This is a genomic window from Kitasatospora sp. NPDC051170, assembly GCF_044455705.1.
Classification (GTDB): Bacteria; Actinomycetota; Actinomycetes; order Streptomycetales; family Streptomycetaceae; genus Kitasatospora.
The window spans coordinates 1-19,210 of sequence record NZ_JBITFA010000022.1 but is presented as its reverse complement, the minus strand read 5'-3'; the positions used below and the strand labels follow the sequence as shown (position 1 = coordinate 19,210).

Sequence of the window (19,210 nt, the reverse complement as noted above, 5' to 3'; positions counted from 1 at the left end):
CCGCCGAATGCGCCCTCAACTCGAACGGATAGACTGACGGATATGCGCCGAGCGAAAATTGTCTGCACCCTGGGTCCCGCGACGGACTCCTACGAACAGCTGAAGGCCATCGTCGAGGCGGGCATGAACGTCGCCCGACTGAACATGAGCCACGGCAACCACGCGGACCACGAGGAGCGGTACCGCAAGGTCCGCCAGGTCTCGGAGGACACCGGCAAGGCCATCGGCGTCCTGGCCGACCTCCAGGGTCCCAAGATCCGTCTGGCGACCTTCGCCAACGGCCCGGTGACCGTCGACAACGGCGACGAGTTCACCATCACCACCGAGGACGTCCCCGGTGACCAGCACATCTGCGGCACCACCTACAAGGGCCTGCCCGGCGACGTGAAGCCCGGCGACCCGATCCTGATCAACGACGGCGTCATCGCCCTGGAGGTCGTCAGCGTCGACGGCCCGCGGGTGAGGACCGTGGTGGTCGAGGGCGGCGTGCTCTCGAACAACAAGGGCATCAACCTGCCCGGCGCGGCCGTGAACGTGCCCGCGCTGTCCGAGAAGGACAAGGACGACCTGCGCTTCGCCCTGCGCCTGGGCGTCGACATGGTCGCGCTGTCCTTCGTCCGCAACGCGGCCGACATCAAGGACGTCCACGAGGTCATGGACGAGGTCGGCATCCGCGTGCCGGTCATCGCCAAGATCGAGAAGCCGCAGGCCGTCGAGGCCATGGAGGAGATCGTCCTCGCCTTCGACGCCATCATGGTCGCCCGCGGCGACCTGGCCGTCGAGTACCCGCTGGAGCGGGTGCCGCTGGTCCAGAAGCAGCTGATCACGCTGGCCCGCCGCAACGCCAAGCCCGTCATCGTCGCCACCCAGATGATGGAGTCGATGATCCACGCCTCGCGCCCGACCCGCGCCGAGGTCTCCGACGTCGCCAACGCCATCCTGGACGGCACCGACGCGGTGATGCTCTCCGCCGAGTCCAGCGTCGGCAAGTACCCGATCGAGACCGTGCGCACCATGAGCCGGATCTGCGAGAAGGCCGAGGAGGAGCTCGTCGCCCAGGGCCTCCAGCCGCTCAACCCGGGCCGCAAGCCGCGCACCCAGGGCGGCTCCGTCGCCCGCGCCGCGTGCGAGCTCGGCGACTTCCTGAACGGGCAGGCGCTGGTCGCGTTCACCAAGTCCGGTGACACCGCGCGCCGGCTGTCCCGCTACCGCTCGCCGATCCCGGTGATCGCGTTCACCCCGGACAGCGCCACCCGCAACCAGCTCTCGCTGAGCTGGGGCGTCGAGGCGTACGTGACCGAGCAGGTCGCCACCACCGACGCGATGGTCGCGCAGGTCGACCGCGAGTTGCTCAAGATGGGCCGCCTGGAGGAGGGCGCCACGGTGATCGTCACCGCCGGTGTCCCCGTCGGCATCCCCGGCACCACCAACATGGTGCAGGTCCACCACGTGGGCAACCGGGGGCAGTAACGCAGACGCGGTCGAGGCGGTCCTCCCGTCCCGGGAGGGCCGCCTCGACTGCTGTACGGGCCCTGCTGCTCGTCGCCGCTACTTGTCGCTGTAGGGCGCGTTGTCGTTGAACAGGTGCATCCCCGGGATGTGCAGGGTGCCGCCGAACTGGCCGGCCTGCTTGGCGGTGACGCCGGTGAACTCCAGATCCAGCGGGATCGGGATGGAGCCGATCAGGTCGTAGAGCCAGCGGGGCAGGGTGTCCGGGGTGAGGGTGATCTCGCCCAGGTCGATCGGGATCGGCAGGCCCAGCACCTTGGAGAGGTGGCCGGAGAGCCGCTCCACGTACATGGTGACCTGGCCCTCCCGGATGGTCGAGGTGGAGCCGGGGGCGCCCTGGACGTGGAAGGTGACGCCGTTGCCCTCCAGGGTCGACATGTCGAGGTTCTCGATGTCGACGCCGTTGACCACGAACTTGAGCACCCGCTTGGTGCCGCTCGGGGTCTTCACGTCGTAGACGCCGTGGAAGGCGGCGCCGTGCAGGCCCAGCCTGCTGCTCAGCAGCGTCCAGTTCTGCTCGGGGACGACCTGCTCGGCGGCCGCCTTGCCGGCCGTCAGGTTCCGGGCGTCCACCGCGCAGTTGGGGTCGGCGGTGGGCGAGGCGGTCGGCGAGGCCGCCGGGGTCGCGCTCGTGGACGGGGTCGCCTTCGGGGCGGCGGTCGGGGCCGCGGAGGGCGTCTTCTGCGGCGCGGCGGGCTTCCCGGCGGACGGAGCGGACGAAGCGGACGAAGCCGCCGGGGCCTGCTGGGCCTGCGGCTGTACGGGCTGCGCCGGGGTGCCCACGCGCGGGGCGGGTACGGCCGGGGCCGGGACGGCCGGAGCCTGGGTGGTCGGGGTCGCGGTCGGCGAGGGGGTCGAACCGCCCGGGTTCAGCAGGTGGCTGACGCCGCCGATGATGTCGTCGATCAGCCCGGCCTGGGCGACCGTTCCCGTCCCGGCGTCGGCACCCTGGTAGACGGCGCTGACGGTGTTCGCACCGCCGGTGGCCGCCGAGCGGGCGGCGGGCGTCTGCACCGGCGCGGTCGTCGGGGCCGTCGGGGTCTTGGCCGTCGGCGTCTGCGTCGGAGCGGGCACCGAACTCGGGCCGCCCGTCGGCAGGTTGGTGGGCGCGCCGGTGGGCGTGGCGGACGGGCCGGGCGGTGGCGCGGGCAGCTCGCTCTTCGGGACGGGCGTCTCGACCGGCGCTACGTCCGGCACGGCGGCGGGCGCGGTGCCGCACTTGCCCGCGGCGGACTCGGCGACGGCCGGGTTCGGCGTGTAGGCGGCGGCCATCAGCAGCGCGGTCGGCACCGCCGCCATCGCCAGCGCGCGGCCCCGCAGCCGGATCCGTACGGGCGTGCGCGGCGCGGCGTGCCGGCCCGCTCTGCGCTCGGGGACGGCCCCGCCGTCCGCTTGCTCGGCCCGCTCGCTCACCGCGTCTCCTCCCGCTCCTCCGCGGCCTGCTTGTCCATGGACACGGCCTGCTTCTCGGCAGCCTGCTTCTCGGCGGCCTGCTCCTCCGCGGCCTGCTCGGGCAGCTTCGCCTCGGCGGCGGGCTCGGCCGCTCCGCCCTTGGCGAGCGCCTTCGTGGACCACTTGGCGAGCGGCTCGGCGGACGACTGGGCGGGCAGCTTGGCGGTCGGTGCCTCGGGCGCCGACGTCTCGGCTGCCGGAGTCTCGGCAACCGGCGCCTCGGCGGGCTCGGTGGCGACGCTCTCGGCGACGGCCGCGCCCTTGCGGGCCCGGTGGCCGCGACGCCCCTCGGCCTTCGGCTCCGGCAGCGGCGCCCAGGAGACCATCAGCCCGCCGCCGATCAGCCCGGGCAGCAGCGCCATCCCGAAGCCGGCCAGGTTGGAGACCGGGATGGAGACCAGGGTCAGCAGGATGGTCGCGATGCCACCGAAGACCCGGACGGCGGGCTGGAACCAGGCGGTCAGGCCGAGGATGATCATCAGCACGCCGATGATCAGCGACCCGGCGCCCGCCGTGGTGGACATCGCGATGGTCACGCCACCGAGCGAGAGGTGCGCGTAAGGGAAGTAGAGGATCGGAACGCCGGCGATCATGGCCAGCAGGCCGCCCCAGAACGGCCTGGTGCGGCGGAATTCACGGAAGTGCCGCCAGAGCCACACGACGGGGTTCTGGGGGGTGGGCCGCGGTTCGACCGTTGCGCTGGACATGGTGCAGCTCCTCGATGTCGCTACGAGGGAAGGAACGAAAGGGGGTCGGCCGGGAACGGCGGTCGCCCGCCGCCCCCGGCCTCGCGAAGACCCTCGCCAGGCCCCGCCGTCCGCCGGAGCGTCAGCGCGGGGCCTCGGTGCGAGGGGTCAGACGGTGCTTAGTAGCACTCCTTGCCCGCACCGTCGCCGTTCTTGAGCGACAGGTTCAGGTTGCTGAGCTTGAACGACCCGGCGGAGGTGGCCCGCGCGGTCTGCTGGACGCCGTCCAGGCTGGCCGTCTTGGCCGACTGGGCGAAGCCGGTCAGGCCGGTCGGCAGGCCGGCGCCGCCGCCCGCCTTGGTCACGCCCGGGTGGGGGTGCCAGCCCTGGGTGGCCTCACCCGGGAGGGTGGAGGCGTCCTGGCCGATGTTGAGCTCCTTGAAGGTCGCGTCGGCCTTCAGCTCCTCCAGGTCGATCAGGAGCTTCTCGGCCTCGACCGGCTTGGCCGGGTCGGTGCCGGCCTCCAGGCGGAGGGTGATCTTGCCCAGGCCGAAGGCGGAGAGGTCGGTCACGACCGACTGGCACAGGTTGCTGAGGGTGGCCTTGTCGAAAGCGGACACGGCGACCGGGTGCGGCTTGCCGTTGGCCTCGATGTCGACGGTGCCGAACTGCGAGAAGTTGGTGCCCTCCAGGTGCGTGGTGGTCACCTTGAACTGCTGGCCGGAGATGCTGAACGAGGCGGCGAGCGCACTGTTCGCGATCGAGACACCGACCATCGCGGTGGCCGCGACGCTGGGCACCATCACCAGGGCGAAGCGCTTCCAGCGGGTCTTGCCGTAGGTCTGGGACATGCGAGTCCTCCTTCTAGGACGTACATCTCCGGCCCTCCGAGCGGCGCGTCCCGCACCGGTGGGGGCCTGGGATGGGAGAGAGCTACGTCCTCGGTAGCGGAGAGCGCCTTGGGCGTCGTCGGTCGCGGGAGCGGCCGGTGTACGGCGGCGCTCCCGTCCCTCCGCCGACCGTCCGGGTGGGACGGCGGGCTGGACCGGCGACAATTCGGCGATCACCCCCGAGCGACAACCAGCGACCGCGCAGGGGTGCGCGGCCGTGTCGAAGGACAGGAACCGCCGTGGGACCGCGGATACCCCCCTGCCCTCCCTACCGCCGACCGGAGCCGACGGAGCACCCGGTGGGGTTCCCCTCGCTCCTCGCGCCGACCGGCTGTCGGAGGGTGTGGAGTCTGGGGACCGGGCGTGGCCGATCGTGCTTGAATCCCCGGCGAAGCACAAGGGGTTGCTTACTGACGGGTAATGCAACATCCGGTGACGCCGCGCGCGGAATCGACGCCATCTGCACCCTGTGTGACATCCAATGGTCGGGCCGTGGACGAAATCCCCCGGAAACACCAGTGAAACACCCGTGGGTGGTCACCGAAAGTGACCACCCACGGGTGAAATCAAGATTTGGTAAACGTCTCGACGGCTGACCGGATTGTCGGCAAATCCCCTGGCGACACCGCAGGTCACCCGCCGTGCCGTCCGACCGGCGGGAAGAGCTGCTAGAACAGCACGCGCGCCAGCGCGGTCCGGGCCGCGACGACCCGCGGGTCCTCCGTGCCGATCACCTCGAACAGCTCCAGCAGCCGGACCCGGGCGGTGTCCCGGTCCTCCCCGGCCGTCCGGCCGACGGTGTCCACCAGGCGCCCGAAGGCGTCCTCGACGTGGCCGCCCACCAGGTCCAGATCCGCCGCCCGGAGCTGGGCCTGAACGTCCTTCGGGTCCGCCGCGGCCTCCGTACGGACGGCCTGCGGGTCCAACACCTCGACGCGGCTGAGCAGTTCGGCCTGCGCCAGACCCAGCTTCGCCTCGGTGTTGCCCGGCTGGTCGGTCAGCACGTTCTTGTACGCCTGGATGGCGCCGCCCAGGTCGCCCCGGTCCAGCGCGTCGTGCGCGGCGGACAGCGCCGGGTCCTCCGGGCGCAGCGGCGCGGCGTCCGGGCCCTCGCCCTCGGCGGCGGGCGCGCCGGCCCCGCCGACGATGCCGAAGCGCTGCTCGGCGACCAGCAGCAGCTGGTCCAGCACCTTGCGGACGTTGGCGGCGCTCTCCGCGCCCTGGAACAGCGGGACCAGCTGGCCCGCGACCACGGCCATCACGGCCGGGATGCCCTGGATGCCGAACTGCTGGGAGATCAGCGGGTTGGCGTCCACGTCGATCTTGGCGAGCACGAAGCGGCCGGCGTACTCCTCGGCCAGGCCCTCCAGCACCGGGCTGAGCTGCTTGCAGGGGCCGCACCACTCGGCCCAGAAGTCGATGACGACCGGCACCTCGGTGGAGCGCTGGACGACCTCGGTCTCGAAGGTGTCCTCGGTGACGTCGATGACGAGCTCGTACGGGGCCTGCGCGGGGGCGACCCCGGCCGCCTCCGCGGCGGCCGCCTGGCGGGCCCGATCGGCCCGGGCCTGCTCGGCCTTCTGGGCGGCCTCGCCGGCGGCCTTCACTGCGGCGAGGTCGACGGCGCCGCGCAGGGCGGAGCTGTTGAGACGCGAATTCCGTGGCTGCATGGCACTATCCTCCCCCGTCCGCACTGCTCGCGGGCACCAACCTCCGGAAGTTCGCCCCGCACGGGCTGTGCGGCGCGGATTCCGGGGTGCGGTGCCGTCCCCCCGGTAGCCTGAACCGTTCGGCGCGGGTCCCCACCCGCGCCTGCGCCGCTCCCGTCCCACGGGTCGCGGTGCTCTGGTTGTCGTCAGCTTTCGCTACGAGTCGTAGCGTAACTGGAGCCGGGGGCGTGACCGCAAGCCCCGCCGGTCGTTCGAGGACGTGACGTGCCCCACTTTCCCGTCCCGCGCGCCTCCCCGAATCGGCGAACAGTCGCTACCGTTACCAGCCCCACCCAAGTTACCCATGAGTAAAGCGCAAGGAGGCCCCGGTGCCGGCCGCCCAGCCCCCCGAGAGCCCGGACAACCGACACCCCGAGGCCGCCTCCCGCGCCAAGGGCCGCCCGCGCAGCGCCGCCGCCGACCGCGCGATCCTCGACGCCACCCGCGAGGCCCTGGCCGAACTCGGCTGGGGCGGGCTCACCATGGGCCACGTCGCGACCCGTGCCAAGGTCGCCAAGACCACCCTCTACCGCCGCTGGCCGTCCAAGAACGAACTGGTGGTCGACGCCGTCGCCAGCCTCTTCGACGAACTGGAGATGCCCGACCTCGGCAACCTGCGCGCCGACATCGAGGCCGTGGTCGGCCAGTTTGCCGACCTCCTCGCCCGCCCCGAGACCCAGGCCGCCCTGCTCGCCCTCTTCGCCGAGGGCACCCGGGACCCCCAACTGCGCCGCCGCATCCGCGAGTCCATCGTCGACCCCCAGAAGCGCCTCGTCCGCCAGGGCCGCGCCGCCGCCCAGGCCCGCGGCGAACTCGCCTCCGACGCCGACCACACGACCGCCTGCGAGGAGGTCGACATCATCTTCGACACCATCGCCGGCACCGTCGAACACCGCGTCCTCGTCAGCGGCGAACCCATCACCCCCGACTGGACCCGCCGCTTCACCGACCTCCTCCTGGGCCCCCTCACCCTCACCTGACCCCCGCCACCTTCGAGAGCCCTCACGGGCACGCGCAGATACTGCGGCCCGATCGCGCTCCTGGGTGGCCCACCCGTCCTCCTCTGAGCGGTGCGTGTTCGCCTCCTTTGCGCAGGAAGTCGGCTGGGCCGACTTCCTGCGCAAAGGCCGCTGCCCGCCCTGGTGGGGGCGGGCAGCGGCCTGGGGCCTTGTGACCGGGGTCCGGTTGGTCCGTGGTGGGCCGACGGGACTCCGCGGCTCAAGGGTCAGAACATCGCGTTCTCCTGGTAGGTGCCCCACTCGTCGCGGAGGGCGTGGCAGATCTCGCCGAGGGTGGCTTCGGCGCGGACGGCGTCGAGCATGGGGGGGATCATGGACTCGCCGGAGCGGGCGGCGGCGAGCATGGCGTCGAGGCCGGCGCGGACGGCGGCGTCGTCGCGGGTGGCCTTGCGCTCGCGCAGGACGCGAACCTGCTCGCGCTCGACCTCGTGGCTGACCCGCAGGATCTCCAGCTCCGGGGTGACGCTGCGCGGGTGGCAGTTGACGCCGACGACGCGCTTCTCGCCCTTCTCCAGGGCCGTCTGGTACTGGAAGGCCGCCTCGGCGATCTCCCCCGTGAACCAGCCCTCCTCGATGCCGCGCAGGATGCCGGAGGTGATCGGGCCGATCTCGTGGTCCTCCCGGCCCTTGTCGAGGATGCGCTGGAAGATCGCCTCGGCCTGCTGCTCGATCCGGTCGGTCAGCGCCTCGACGTACCAGGAGCCGCCCAGCGGGTCTGCCACGTTGGTGACGCCGGTCTCCTCCATCAGCACCTGCTGGGTGCGCAGCGCGATCTCCGCGGCCTGCTCGGAGGGCAGCGCCAGGGTCTCGTCCAGGGCGTTGGTGTGCAGCGAGTTGGTGCCGCCGAGGACGGCGCTGAGCGCCTCCACCGCGGTGCGCACCACGTTGTTGTACGGCTGCTGCGCGGTGAGCGAGACGCCGGCGGTCTGGGTGTGGAAGCGCAGCCACTGCGCCTTGTCGGTCTTGGCGCCGAAGCGGTCGCGCATCCAGCGGGCCCAGATCCGGCGGGCGGCGCGGAACTTGGCGATCTCCTCGAAGAAGTCGAGGTGCGCGTCGAAGAAGAAGGACAGGCCGGGCGCGAAGACGTCCACGTCCAGGCCCCGGGACAGGCCCAGTTCCACGTACGCGAAGCCGTCCGCGAGGGTGTACGCGAGCTCCTGCGCGGCCGTGGCCCCGGCCTCGCGGATGTGGTAACCGGAGACGGACAGCGGCTTGTACGCGGGGATGCCCTGGGCGCAGTGCTCCATCAGGTCGCCGATGAGGCGCAGGTGCGGCTCGGGGGAGAAGAGCCACTCCTTCTGCGCGATGTACTCCTTGAAGATGTCCGTCTGCAGGGTGCCGTTGAGCACGCCGGGGTCGACGCCCTGGCGCTCGGCGGCGACGAGGTACATGCAGAAGATCGGGACGGCCGGGCCGCTGATCGTCATCGAGGTGGTGACCTCGCCGAGCGGGATGCTGTCGAACAGCACCTCCATGTCGGCGGCGGAGTCGATGGCGACGCCGCAGTGGCCGACCTCGCCGAGCGAGCGGGCGTCGTCCGAGTCGTAGCCCATCAGGGTCGGCATGTCGAAGGCGACGGAGAGGCCGCCGCCGCCCGCCTCCAGGATCATCTTGTAGCGCTCGTTGGTCTGCCGCGCGTTCCCGAAGCCGGCGAACTGGCGGATGGTCCACGTCCGGCCGCGGTAGCCGGTCGGGTGCAGACCGCGGGTGTACGGGTACTCGCCCGGCCAGCCGATCCGCTCGAAACCCTCGTACGGCTGCCCGGCGGGCGGGCCGTACACCGGCTCGACGTCGTCGCCGGACAGGGTGGTGAAGTCCGCGTCACGCTTGCGGGCCTTGTCGTACCGCTCCTGCCAGCGCCGGCGTCCGCGCTCGATCTCCTCGGCGTCCATGCCAGAACTCCGCTCCGTGCGGCCGCCTCGGCACCGGGCGGCAAACAGTGATAGGACGTCCTACTAATTTACTCGGACGTCCTAGTAGTTGTCGACGGTCGTCTTGGAGGCGCGCCGGAGAACCCCTGGAAAACCCGGAAACCGGGGCCGCCGGAGGCCCGGGAACGCCGAGGGCCCCACTCCCGGGGGGAGTGGGGCCCTGGAAGCGGGGCGATCAGGCGGAGACGGGCTCCGGGGCGACGATCAGCGGCGCCACCTCGCGGGACACCCTGCGCTCGACGAAGAAGGCGGCGGTGGGGACGACCCCGGCCAGCAGCACCCACACGAGCTTGCCGATCGGCCACTTCGCCTTGCTGCCCAGGTCGAAGGCGAAGGCCAGGTAGACCACGTACAGCCAGCCGTGCGCGAAGCCCACCGCGGTGGTGAATCCGGACGCGCCGTCGATGCCGAGCACGTACTTGGCGATCACACCGGCGGTCAGCAGGACGAGGAGGACACCGGTGACATACGCCATGGCCCGGTAGCGGGTCAGCACACTCTGCTTCATGGCATCGAGGGTAGCCGCCTTCACGCGCGCTCCTCCTCAGCCCCCTCGTCCGGATCGGCGAAGTCCCCGGCGGCGACCCGCAGCGGCCTGAGCAGCTCGAACACCTGGCGGCACTGTTCGGGGCCGTACTCCTCCAGCCCGAACTCCATCCCCATCAGCTCCCGGGTCGCCTCCTCGACGACCTCGCGGCCGCGCTCGGTGATCGAGGCGAGCACGCCGCGGCCGTCCAGCGGGTTGGGGCGGCGGGCGACGAGGCCCGCGCGCTCGAGGCGGTCGACGGTGTTGGTGACGCTGGTGGGGTGGACCATCAGCCGCTCGCCGATCTTGGAGAGCGACAGTTCGCCGGTGCGGCTGAAGGTGAGCAGCACCAGCGCCTCGTACCGGGCGAAGGTCAGCCCGTACGGCTTGAGCACCGCGTCGACCCGGGACAGCAGGATCTGGTGGGCGCGCATGATCGAGGTGATCGCCGCCATCGAGGGGACTCCGCCCCATCGGCGGGTCCACAGTTCGTCGGCGCGGGCGATCGGGTCGAAGTCGAGTGCGAGGGGCTTGGCCACCCGCTTACCGTACCGGCGCACGGTACGTGGGCTACCAGCCGTCCTGATGGTGGACAAGCGCGACGCGTGGCGGGATCCCGCCAATAGGGCGGCCAGGTCCATACCAGGACATTGCACCGGTGTGAACGCCACGCAACCCGGCCACCGCGTAAGGGGGTTGTCGACCGGGGGCCCGAACTGACCTGTACCAGGGCGGGATTCGGCCGGTAACCCGCCGAACGACCGGGGTGGTTCGCCCCGTTTCGCCCCCCTGTTCACAAAGCGCGCGGCTGGCGGGCCTTGGCCAATCCATGAACAAGACCTGTCATTTGATTTGCTCGATTGTCATGCTTTCCGCCAACCCCGCCAGGCAGGCCACCACCCCCACCCACCGGTGGCCAGCCGTCCGGCCGCGCGGGGTCACTGCACGTCAGCGCCCGTCCCGCCCCTCAGGAGCCGAGCCCGGCCCCCGGGACGAGGTGCGACCGCGCCCGACCCGCGGTTTCCCGGAAGGACCCGTCAGTGAAGCGAAAGCTCGCAGCAGTCGCCGTACTCTCCGCCACCGCCCTGCTCACCGGCATCGTCCAGGCGGGTACCGCCCAGGCGGGCCCCATCGGCGCCCCCTCCGACGCCGGCCAGCTGGCCAAGGCGCTCAAGCTCGGCGGCCAGGAGAAGCTCGTCGCCAAGGACGCCGTCGTGGACCGGGACGGCACCCGGCACCTGCGCTTCGAGCGCACCTTCGCCGGACTCCCGGTACTCGGCGGCGACCTGGTCGTCCACCAGAGCGTCAACGGCTCCGTCGAGGCCGTCGACAAGGCGGTCGGCGCCCAGCTGAGCCTGCCGAGCCTCACCCCGAAGATCCCGGCCGACCAGGCCGCCGCGCAGGCCAACGGCGCCGTCCAGGCCACCGTGGGCGTCGCCGCCGACAAGGACGAGTCCCCGATCAAGGCCGTGCACCAGACCGGCCAGCCCGAGCTGGTCATCTGGGCGAGCGACGGCAACCCGCGCCTGGCGTACCGCACGACGGTCGAGGGCGAGCGCGCCGACGGCACCCCGAGCAGCCAGCTGCTCGTCACCGACGCCGCGACCGGCGCCGTCCTCTCCACCCACGAGCAGGTGCAGACCGCCACCGGCACCGGCAAGGGCGTCTTCGTCGGCACCGTACCGCTGACCACCACCCAGAGCGGCAGCTCCTTCCAGCTGAAGGACGCCACCCGTGGCGGCCAGGCCACCTACAACCTGGCCAACAAGACCTCCGGCAGTGGCACCCTCGTCGCCAACACCACCGACAGCTTCGGCAACGGCCTGGCCTCCAACAAGGAGTCCGCGGCCGTGGACGCCCAGTTCGGCGCGGCCGCCACCTGGGACTTCTACAAGAAGACCTTCAACCGCAACGGCATCAAGAACAACGGTGTCGGCGCGACCAGCCGCGTCCACTACGGCTCCAACTACGTCAACGCGTTCTGGAGCGACACCTGCTTCTGCATGTCGTACGGCGACGGCTCGGGCAACACCCACCCGCTCACCGAGATCGACGTGGCGGGCCACGAGATGACCCACGGCGTCACCTCCGCCACCGCGGGCCTCAACTACTCCGGCGAGTCCGGCGGCCTCAACGAGGCCACCTCCGACATCTTCGGCACCATGGTCGAGTTCTCCGCCAACCTGCCCACCAACCCGCCGAACTACTGGATCGGCGAGCTGATCAACCTCAACGGCGACGGCACCCCGCTGCGCTACATGGACAAGCCCAGCAAGGACGGCGGTTCGGCCGACTCCTGGTACTCGGGCGTCGGCAACCTGGACGTCCACTACTCGTCCGGCGTGGCGAACCACTTCTTCTACCTGCTCTCCGAGGGCAGCGGCGCGAAGACCGTCAACGGCTTCAGCTACAACAGCCCGACCTCCAACGGCTCCTCGGTCACCGGCATCGGCCGGGACAAGGCCGCGCAGATCTGGTACCGCGCGCTGACGGTCTACTTCACCTCCACCACCAACTACGCCGGGGCCCGCACCGGCACCCTCAAGGCCGCCTCCGACCTGTACGGCGCGGGCAGCGCCGAGTACGCGGCCGTGGCCGCGGCCTGGAGCGGCGTGAACGTCAACTGACGTACCGCTCAACGCAGTAGAACGGCAACAGAACGGCAGTGGCGACGCCCGGGGCCCCCGTGGAGGGGAGGCCCCGGGCGTCCGCCCGTCCCGCCGGCCTTTCGGCCGCGTTTCGACGATGTTCCGTTCCGTTTCGTGTCATGGCGATTCCTGGCCAATCCTGTTCGCGGTCTGTCCAATCCTGGCGTCGATTGTCATGCTTATGACCACGCCCCGTCCCGACCTCCGCCGCCCCACCCACCGGCGCCGCGTCAACAGCCGTACGGGAGCAGTACGTTCGCGCCCTACCGCCCCAACGGCGCCGACCGGCGCCCCGGTACGCGGCGCACCCGCGCCCCCGCGCGGGCTCATGGAAGGGAACCCCCCTACGTGAAGCGTCAGTTGACAGCCACCGCCGCCCTCACCGTCGCCGCCCTGCTGGCCGGTGTCGCCCAGGCCGCCGCCGTTCCCGCCGACCAGGCCCCGGCGCCCGCGGAGCAGCAGCAGTCCTCGCTGCTCTCGATCGCCGACGGGCAGAGCAGCCGGATCGCCGGCGCGATCGGGCTCGACGGCCGGGAGAGCCTGGTCGTCAAGGACGTGGTGGCCGACCGCGACGGCACGCGGCACCTGCGCTACGAGCGCACCTACGCGGGCCTGCCGGTGATCGGCGGCGACCTGGTCGTCCACCAGCGCCCGGACGGCTCGGTCGACTCCGTCGACCGCGCCTTCGCCGGCCGGCTGTCCCTGCCGACGCTCTCCCCCGGCCTGGCCGCCGACCACGCCTCCGAGCAGGCCCTCGCCGCCGTCCGCGCCACCATCGGCCTCTCCGACGACGAGGACGCGGCCGACCTCGTCCGCGTCGACGGCGTCGTCGCGGCCCAGCTGGTCGTCTGGGCCGCGGACGGCTCCCCCCGCCTGGCCCACCGCACCACCGTCACGGGCGAGCGGGCGGACGGCACCCCGAGCCGCCAGCAGATCGTCACCGACGCAGCCACCGGCGCCGTGCTCTCCACCCACGAGGAGATACAGGCGGCCGCCGGCACCGGCAAGGGCGTCAACGTCGGCACCGTCCCGCTCACCACCACGCAGAGCGGCTCCACGTACTCCCTCAAGGACGCCACCCGCGGCAACCAGTCCACCACCGACCTGAAGGGCGCCACCTCGGGCAGCGGCTCGCTCTTCACCTCGACCAGCAACAGCTGGGGCAACGGCCTGGCCTCCAACCGCCAGTCCGCCGCCGTGGACGCCCAGTACGGCGCCGGGGCCACCTGGGACTACTACAAGAAGACCTTCAACCGCACCGGCATCAAGAACAACGGCGTGGGCGCCGCGAGCCGCGTCCACTACGGCTCCAACTACGTCAACGCGTTCTGGGACGACTCCTGCTTCTGCATGACGTACGGGGACGGCTCCGGCAACACCCACCCGCTGACCGCCATCGACGTCTCCGGCCACGAGATGACCCACGGCGTCACCTCCGCCACCGCGGGCCTCAACTACTCCGGCGAGTCCGGCGGCCTCAACGAGGCCACCTCGGACATCTTCGGCACGATGGTCGAGTGGTACGCCAACCTGCCGGCCAACCCGCCGAACTACCTGATCGGCGAGAAGCTCAACCTGTTCGGCAACGGCAAGCCGCTGCGCTACCAGGACAAGCCCAGCAAGGACGGCAAGTCCGCGGACTCCTGGTACTCGGGCGTCGGCAACCTCGACGTCCACTACTCCTCGGGCGTCGCCAACCACTTCTTCTACCTGCTGTCCGAGGGCAGTGGTGCGAAGAGCATCAACGGGTACAACTACGACAGCCCGACCTCCAACGGCTCGAAGGTGACCGGCATCGGCCGGGACAAGGCCGCGGCGATCTGGTACCGCGCGCTGACCGTCTACTTCACCTCCACCACCAACTACAAGGCCGCCCGCACCGGCACCCTCAAGGCCGCGAGCGACCTGTACGGCGCCACCAGCGCCGAGTACAAGGCGGTCGCCGCCGCCTGGAGCGGCGTCAACGTCAACTGACCGCCCCCATGAGCCACTTCCGGTGAAAAACGGCGGCAGGCTGCCGCGGCCCTTTGGGAGAGGAGGCCGTGGCAGCCTGTCGACCGTGCGTTGCGGGGTCCAGAGGGGGCGCTCAGGCGGTGGCGGGCTCCAGCTCGCCGCGCTCCTCCTGGCCCAGGGTCTTCTCGGCGAAGAAGCCGCCGAAGGGCAGCACCGAGAGGACGAACAGCAGGATGCCGCGCTTGGGCTCCCACTTCTGCGTCTGCCACGCCTGGATCCAGAACACCACGTACAGGATGAACAGGATCCCGTGGACCGAGCCCATCACCGGCACGGCGTCGAAGGAGGTCGTCCGCTTCAGCACCGAGCAGGTGAGCAGCAGGATGAACGAGATCCCCTCGGGGACGGAGACCAGGCGCAGGCGGTGGACGGCGCTGCTGTTCACGATGGATACCTCACTGCGGGGGGGTCGGTGATCACTTGTGAACCGACTCACAAGCTCCGGGTCATTATCACCGAGCACATGTCCGAACCCCCGGCCGGGGTGGGCCCACGTGCCCGATGTCACAGCCCTGCGCCAGAAGCCCTGCTGGCGCAGCGCCCCGTCACCCGCAGCCCCTATCCTGCTGCCCGCGCGCCCACCGATCCGGGCGTCCACGAGGCATCGCACACGGGGGTAGCCACCAGATGTTCAAGAGGGACTGGGACCGCAGGACCTGCGCCAAGCGCGGCCACATCACGTACCGGCCCGCGGAGCCCGAACTCGCCGCCCGGCTGCACGCCGCCACGGCCGTCGGCGACGCCTGGCGCTGCCTGCGCTGCGGGGACTTCGCCCTCGGCGACCCGCACGGCTCCGGCCCCGCCGAGAACGCCCCGCTGGTGCCGCGCGGCAAGGCCCTGCGCGACCTGTTCATCCTGCGGTTCCTGGCGGTCGAGCGGGTGATCCGCGGCATCGTGATCATCCTGATCGCCTGGGGCGTGTGGAAGTTCTCCAACAGCCAGGACGCGGTGCACCGGGTCTTCGACGAGAACCTCACGGTCTTCAAGCCCGTCACCGAGCACTTCCACTGGGACCTCGACCACGCGCCGATCGTCGAGACGGTCCGCAAGACCTTCGACTACAAGAAGAGCACCCTGCTGATCGTCGCGGGAGCGCTGGTGGCGTACGCGGTGATCGAGATCGTCGAGGCGGTCGGCCTCTGGCTGAACAAGCGCTGGGCCGAGTACCTGACGGTCGTCGCCACCGCCGCCTTCCTGCCGCTGGAGGGCTACGAGCTGAGCCACCACGTCAGCCCGCTCAAGATCTGCACGCTGCTGCTGAACATCGCCGCCGTGCTCTGGATCATGCTCTCCAAGCGCCTGTTCGGCCTGCGCGGCGGCGTGGTGGCCTTCGAGGCCGAGCGCCACTCGGCCTCCCTGCTGGAGGTCGAGGAGGCGGCCGGCACCGTCCCGCGCCCCGGCCACGGCGCGCACGCCCGTACCTGAACCGCCTGAACCAGGTGAACCACCTGAACCCTTAGGGGGACGCCCCCTCCCCGTGCCACGGCCGCTGCCGCTAGATTGCGGCCGTGGCACAGTTCAGACTCCAGGGATCGCGGGTGCTCGCGGTCGAGTTGGCGGGCGACGCGGTCAAGGCCCGGCACGGCTCGATGGTCGCGTACACCGGGCAGATGACCTTCAAGAAGATGACCGGCGGCGGGGACGGCCTGCGCGGGGTCGTCACCCGTCGGCTGACCGGCGAGAAGATGACGGTCATGGAGGTGAAGGGGCAGGGCACCTGCTACTTCGCCGACCGGGCCACCGAGATCAACCTGGTGCGGCTGACGGGCGAGGCGCTGTACGTCGAGGCGGACAACCTGCTCTGCACGGAGGCCGGCCTGCACACCGGCACCAGCTTCACCGGGCTGAACGGCATGTCCTCGGGCAACGGCCTGTTCACCACCAAGGTCGAGGGCCACGGCTGGGCCGCCCTCACCTCCAACGGGCCCGCGATCATCCTGCGCGTCGGCCGGGACATGCCGCTGCGGGTCGACCCGGGCGCGTACGTCGCCCACACCGGCGACCTCCACCGCTCGCTGAAGTCCGGCGCGGGCTGGACGACGGTCATAGGCGAGGGCGGCGGCGAGGCCGTGCAGGTCGAGTTCACCGGCGAGGGCCTGGTGTACGTCCAGCCCTCGGAGAAGACCACCCTCGGGGGCGACGTCTGATGGCCTTCACCCGGATCAACGGCAAGATGATCGAGGCCGACGTCCAGCCCGGCCAGCGGCTGTTCAGCCAGCGCGGCGCGATGCTCGCGTACACCGGAGACGTCCGCTTCACGCCGAACATCACTGGCGGGCAGGGCGGGGTGATGTCGATGATCGGACGCCGGGTCGCCAACGAGGACACCCCGCTGATGACCGTCGAGGGCCAGGGCCGGGTGATGTTCGGCCACGGCGGCCACCACGTGCACGTCATCGACCTGGCGGGCGACACCCTGTTCGTCGAGGCCGATCGGCTGCTCGCCTTCGAGGGCACGCTGCGCCAGTCCACCGTGTTCCTGGGCTCCCAGGGCGGGGTGATGGGCATGGTGCGCGGCCAGGTGAGCGGGCAGGGCCTGTTCACCACCCGGCTGGAGGGCCACGGCTCGGCCGCGGTGCTGGCCCACGGCGGCGTCTTCGAACTGCCCATCCACCCGGGGCAGTCGGTGCACGTCGACCCCCAGGCGTACGTGGGCCACCGCGGCGACGTGCGCAACAAGCTGTCCACCGCGATCGGCTGGCGCGAGATGGTCGGCCGGGGGTCGGGCGAGGCGTTCCAGCTCGAACTGTCCGGCCAGGGAACGGTGTTCGTCCAGGCGAGCGAGGAGAAGCTCTGATGTCGTCCTACCCCCCGCCCCCGCCCCCGCCGTCGTCCCCGTACCACGACCAGCCGACGCAGCCCGGCTTCGTCGTCCCGCCCGTACCGCCGAAGCCCGCCGGGCAGCCGTACCCGCCCCAGTACGCGCCGCAGCACGCGCCCCAGTACGCGCCCCAGTACGCGCCCCAGGTCGAGGCGCCGCCGGTGCACGACGCGTACTCGCTGCCCGTCAACGACAACGTCAGCCCGTACGCCTTCTCGGTGGAGCTCGACGGCTCGTACTTCCTCCAGAAGGGCAAGATGATCGCCTACTACGGCGACATCACCTTCCGGGGCGTCGGCGCCGGGATGATCGACCGGATGCTCGGGATGCACTTCAACTCCCCGATGCACGCGGCCGACTGGGTGGTCGCCCAGGGGCGGGGCAAGCTGCTGCTCGCCGACCGCTCCTTCGACCTGAACTCCTACGACCTGGACGACGGCAACCTCACCGTCCGCTCCGGCAACCTGCTCGCCTTCGACCCGACGCTGCGGCTGAAGCAGTCGATCATCCCCGGCTTCCTGACCCTGCTGGGCACCGGCCGCTTCGTCGCCGCCTCCAACGGGCCGGTGCACTTCGTCGAGCCGCCCGTCCGGGTGGACCCGCAGGCGCTGGTCGGCTGGGCGGACTGCCCCGCGCCGTGCCACCACTACGACCACGCGTACCTCCACGGGGTGGTCGGGGGCCTGCGCCGGCTGACCGGCATCGGCGGGGCCTCCGGCGAGGAGCACCAGTTCGAGTTCATCGGCGCCGGCCAGGTGCTGCTGCAGTCCAGCGAGCAGCTGATGGCGGAGCGGGCGGTCGGCGCGGTCGAGCACGAGGCGGGCGTCCCGACGGGCTCGGCGCACGCGGGCTCCGTGCCCGCCCAGCCGGGGCTGGGTAACCTTGGCGAACTCGGGCGTCGTTTCGGCCTGTAAACTTGTACAATATTTAACTAAATCGGGTATGGTGGACCCCATGGATACGCACACGACCGACACCGCCGACACTCCTCCGGCCAGGCCCGAGGAGGAGGCCCCCTGGCTGACCGCCGGGGAGCAGCGGATGTGGCGCGCCCATCTGGAGGTCGCCAAGCTGCTGGAGTACCAGCTCAGCCGCGAGCTCCAGCCGCACAACCTGGCGATCAACGACTACGAGATCCTCGTCGTCCTCTCCGAGGCCCCCGACCACCGGATGCGGATGACCGACCTCGCGACCGCCACCCTGCAGTCCAAGAGCCGCCTCTCCCACCAGATCACCCGCATGGAGAACGCCGGCCTCGTCCTGCGCCAGGACTGCCCCGGCGACCGCCGCGGCCTCTACGCCCACCTCACCGAACAGGGCTGGGAGACCATGCAGCGCGTCGCCCCCGACCACGTCCGCAGCGTCCGCGCCCACTTCATCGACCGCTTCACCCCGGCCCAGCTCGAAGCCATGTACGAAGCCCTCGCCCCCATCGCCACCCACCTCCGCAACCTCCGCGGCCGCTCCTGACCTGCACAGGAAGTCGGCCCGGCCGACTTCCCACGCAGGCCCCGGGACGCCCCCGGCGCTGGCTGCCTTCCGCCCCGCCGCGATCACATCGCGGCGGGGCGGAACACATACCGGAGACCGACCCAGGAAACCTGGGAGACGAGCGGCCCGGCATCTGAAGACGCTGGGCCGCCCGAACACCAGATCTCCCCACCCACCCGCCCCAAGCACAACAACCTTCGGGTGGCCCGGCCAGGCCACCCGTAAGAGCTCCAACACCCTTGGCTAGCGATTCGGGCGGGCCCGAGTGCAAGCACTCGGGCCCGCCCGAACAAACGGGTGCCCCGCCCGCCCGCCCTTTCCCGAAACGCAAAGCAGGAGCGGCCCCGGCCAAAGCTAGCCGGGGCCGCCGATATCAGGGTCTCCCCTACAGTTCGGCGGGGCGGCGGGCCCCCCCCCCCCCCGCCGCCACCCCCCCCCCCCCCCGCAAACAACACCGGGGGGGGGCGGGGGCCCCGCCCCCGCCCCCCCCCCCCCCCGGAAGCACAAACAACGAC

Annotated in this window: 17 protein-coding genes; 9 read left to right on the top strand and 8 right to left on the bottom strand. The window is 71.3% G+C overall.

Translation table 11 applies throughout. The annotated features are described in order from the left end of the window. The first annotated feature begins 42 nt into the window (after window positions 1–42). Window positions 43–1,470, top strand: coding sequence for a pyruvate kinase (gene pyk, locus ACIBCA_RS33610; RefSeq protein WP_396286880.1), 1,428 nt, complete (start codon window positions 43–45; stop codon window positions 1,468–1,470). Between the two features lie 78 nt (window positions 1,471–1,548). Here the strand turns inward: pyk and ACIBCA_RS33605 are convergent, their stop codons facing one another. The 4 genes from ACIBCA_RS33605 to ACIBCA_RS33590 form a co-directional block, all read right to left on the bottom strand. Then, window positions 1,549–2,922, bottom strand: coding sequence for a hypothetical protein (locus ACIBCA_RS33605; protein ID WP_396286879.1), 1,374 nt, complete (start codon window positions 2,920–2,922; stop codon window positions 1,549–1,551). After that, window positions 2,919–3,668, bottom strand: coding sequence for a DUF6114 domain-containing protein (locus ACIBCA_RS33600; protein ID WP_396286878.1), 750 nt, complete (start codon window positions 3,666–3,668; stop codon window positions 2,919–2,921). Before ACIBCA_RS33600 ends, ACIBCA_RS33605 begins: the two co-directional genes overlap by 4 nt. Window positions 3,669–3,826: 158 nt before the next feature. Then, a complete protein-coding gene (locus ACIBCA_RS33595) occupies window positions 3,827–4,498 on the bottom strand; it encodes a DUF6230 family protein (protein WP_396286877.1) in 672 nt (223 codons plus the stop codon). A 707-nt stretch (window positions 4,499–5,205) separates the two neighbouring features. Then, complete coding sequence (locus tag ACIBCA_RS33590) at window positions 5,206–6,207, bottom strand: tetratricopeptide repeat protein (RefSeq protein WP_396286875.1); 1,002 nt, start codon at window positions 6,205–6,207, stop codon at window positions 5,206–5,208. Between the two features lie 368 nt (window positions 6,208–6,575). Here ACIBCA_RS33590 and ACIBCA_RS33585 point away from each other — a divergent pair, with 368 nt between their 5' ends. After that, the gene (locus ACIBCA_RS33585) at window positions 6,576–7,226 is read left to right on the top strand and encodes a TetR/AcrR family transcriptional regulator (protein WP_396286874.1); all 651 of its coding nucleotides are present in this window, start codon (window positions 6,576–6,578) and stop codon (window positions 7,224–7,226) included. A 245-nt stretch (window positions 7,227–7,471) separates the two neighbouring features. Here the strand turns inward: ACIBCA_RS33585 and ACIBCA_RS33580 are convergent, their stop codons facing one another. From ACIBCA_RS33580 to ACIBCA_RS33570, 3 genes are all read right to left on the bottom strand, one after another. Next, window positions 7,472–9,157 (bottom strand): methylmalonyl-CoA mutase, encoded by a 1,686-nt coding sequence (locus ACIBCA_RS33580; protein ID WP_396286873.1) that lies wholly within the window; start codon window positions 9,155–9,157, stop codon window positions 7,472–7,474. 214 nt (window positions 9,158–9,371) lie between these two features. Then, window positions 9,372–9,704, bottom strand: coding sequence for a DUF3817 domain-containing protein (locus ACIBCA_RS33575; RefSeq protein WP_031068217.1), 333 nt, complete (start codon window positions 9,702–9,704; stop codon window positions 9,372–9,374). Between the two features lie 20 nt (window positions 9,705–9,724). After that, window positions 9,725–10,261, bottom strand: coding sequence for a MarR family winged helix-turn-helix transcriptional regulator (locus ACIBCA_RS33570; RefSeq protein WP_396286871.1), 537 nt, complete (start codon window positions 10,259–10,261; stop codon window positions 9,725–9,727). Window positions 10,262–10,762: 501 nt separating this feature from the next. Here ACIBCA_RS33570 and ACIBCA_RS33565 point away from each other — a divergent pair. After that, window positions 10,763–12,349 carry a M4 family metallopeptidase gene (locus ACIBCA_RS33565; protein WP_396286870.1) on the top strand — a complete coding sequence of 529 codons (1,587 nt, stop codon included), beginning with the start codon at window positions 10,763–10,765 and terminating at the stop codon, window positions 12,347–12,349. Between the two features lie 369 nt (window positions 12,350–12,718). Continuing rightward, complete coding sequence (locus ACIBCA_RS33560; RefSeq protein WP_396286869.1) at window positions 12,719–14,344, top strand: M4 family metallopeptidase; 1,626 nt, start codon at window positions 12,719–12,721, stop codon at window positions 14,342–14,344. A gap of 112 nt (window positions 14,345–14,456) precedes the next feature. On the opposite strand, the gene ACIBCA_RS33555 is transcribed toward ACIBCA_RS33560, so the two are convergent. Further along, complete coding sequence (locus tag ACIBCA_RS33555; protein ID WP_396286868.1) at window positions 14,457–14,768, bottom strand: DUF3817 domain-containing protein; 312 nt, start codon at window positions 14,766–14,768, stop codon at window positions 14,457–14,459. A gap of 242 nt (window positions 14,769–15,010) precedes the next feature. On the opposite strand from ACIBCA_RS33555, the gene ACIBCA_RS33550 reads away from it, so the two are divergent. The 5 genes from ACIBCA_RS33550 to ACIBCA_RS33530 all read left to right on the top strand — a co-directional run bounded on the left by ACIBCA_RS33550 (window position 15,011) and on the right by ACIBCA_RS33530 (window position 18,674). After that, entirely contained in the window at window positions 15,011–15,808 is a 798-nt protein-coding gene (locus ACIBCA_RS33550; protein ID WP_396286867.1) for a DUF2127 domain-containing protein, read from the top strand. A gap of 83 nt (window positions 15,809–15,891) precedes the next feature. Further along, the gene (locus ACIBCA_RS33545) at window positions 15,892–16,530 is read left to right on the top strand and encodes an AIM24 family protein (RefSeq protein WP_396286866.1); all 639 of its coding nucleotides are present in this window, start codon (window positions 15,892–15,894) and stop codon (window positions 16,528–16,530) included. Continuing rightward, on the top strand, window positions 16,530–17,180 hold the full coding sequence (locus tag ACIBCA_RS33540; RefSeq protein ID WP_396286865.1) for an AIM24 family protein: 651 nt from the start codon (window positions 16,530–16,532) through the stop codon (window positions 17,178–17,180). Before ACIBCA_RS33545 ends, ACIBCA_RS33540 begins: the two co-directional genes overlap by 1 nt. Then, on the top strand, window positions 17,180–18,118 hold the full coding sequence (locus tag ACIBCA_RS33535) for an AIM24 family protein (protein WP_396286864.1): 939 nt from the start codon (window positions 17,180–17,182) through the stop codon (window positions 18,116–18,118). Before ACIBCA_RS33540 ends, ACIBCA_RS33535 begins: the two co-directional genes overlap by 1 nt. Before the next feature lie 40 nt (window positions 18,119–18,158). After that, a complete protein-coding gene (locus tag ACIBCA_RS33530; RefSeq protein WP_396286863.1) occupies window positions 18,159–18,674 on the top strand; it encodes a MarR family winged helix-turn-helix transcriptional regulator in 516 nt (171 codons plus the stop codon). Window positions 18,675–19,210 lie beyond the last annotated feature (536 nt).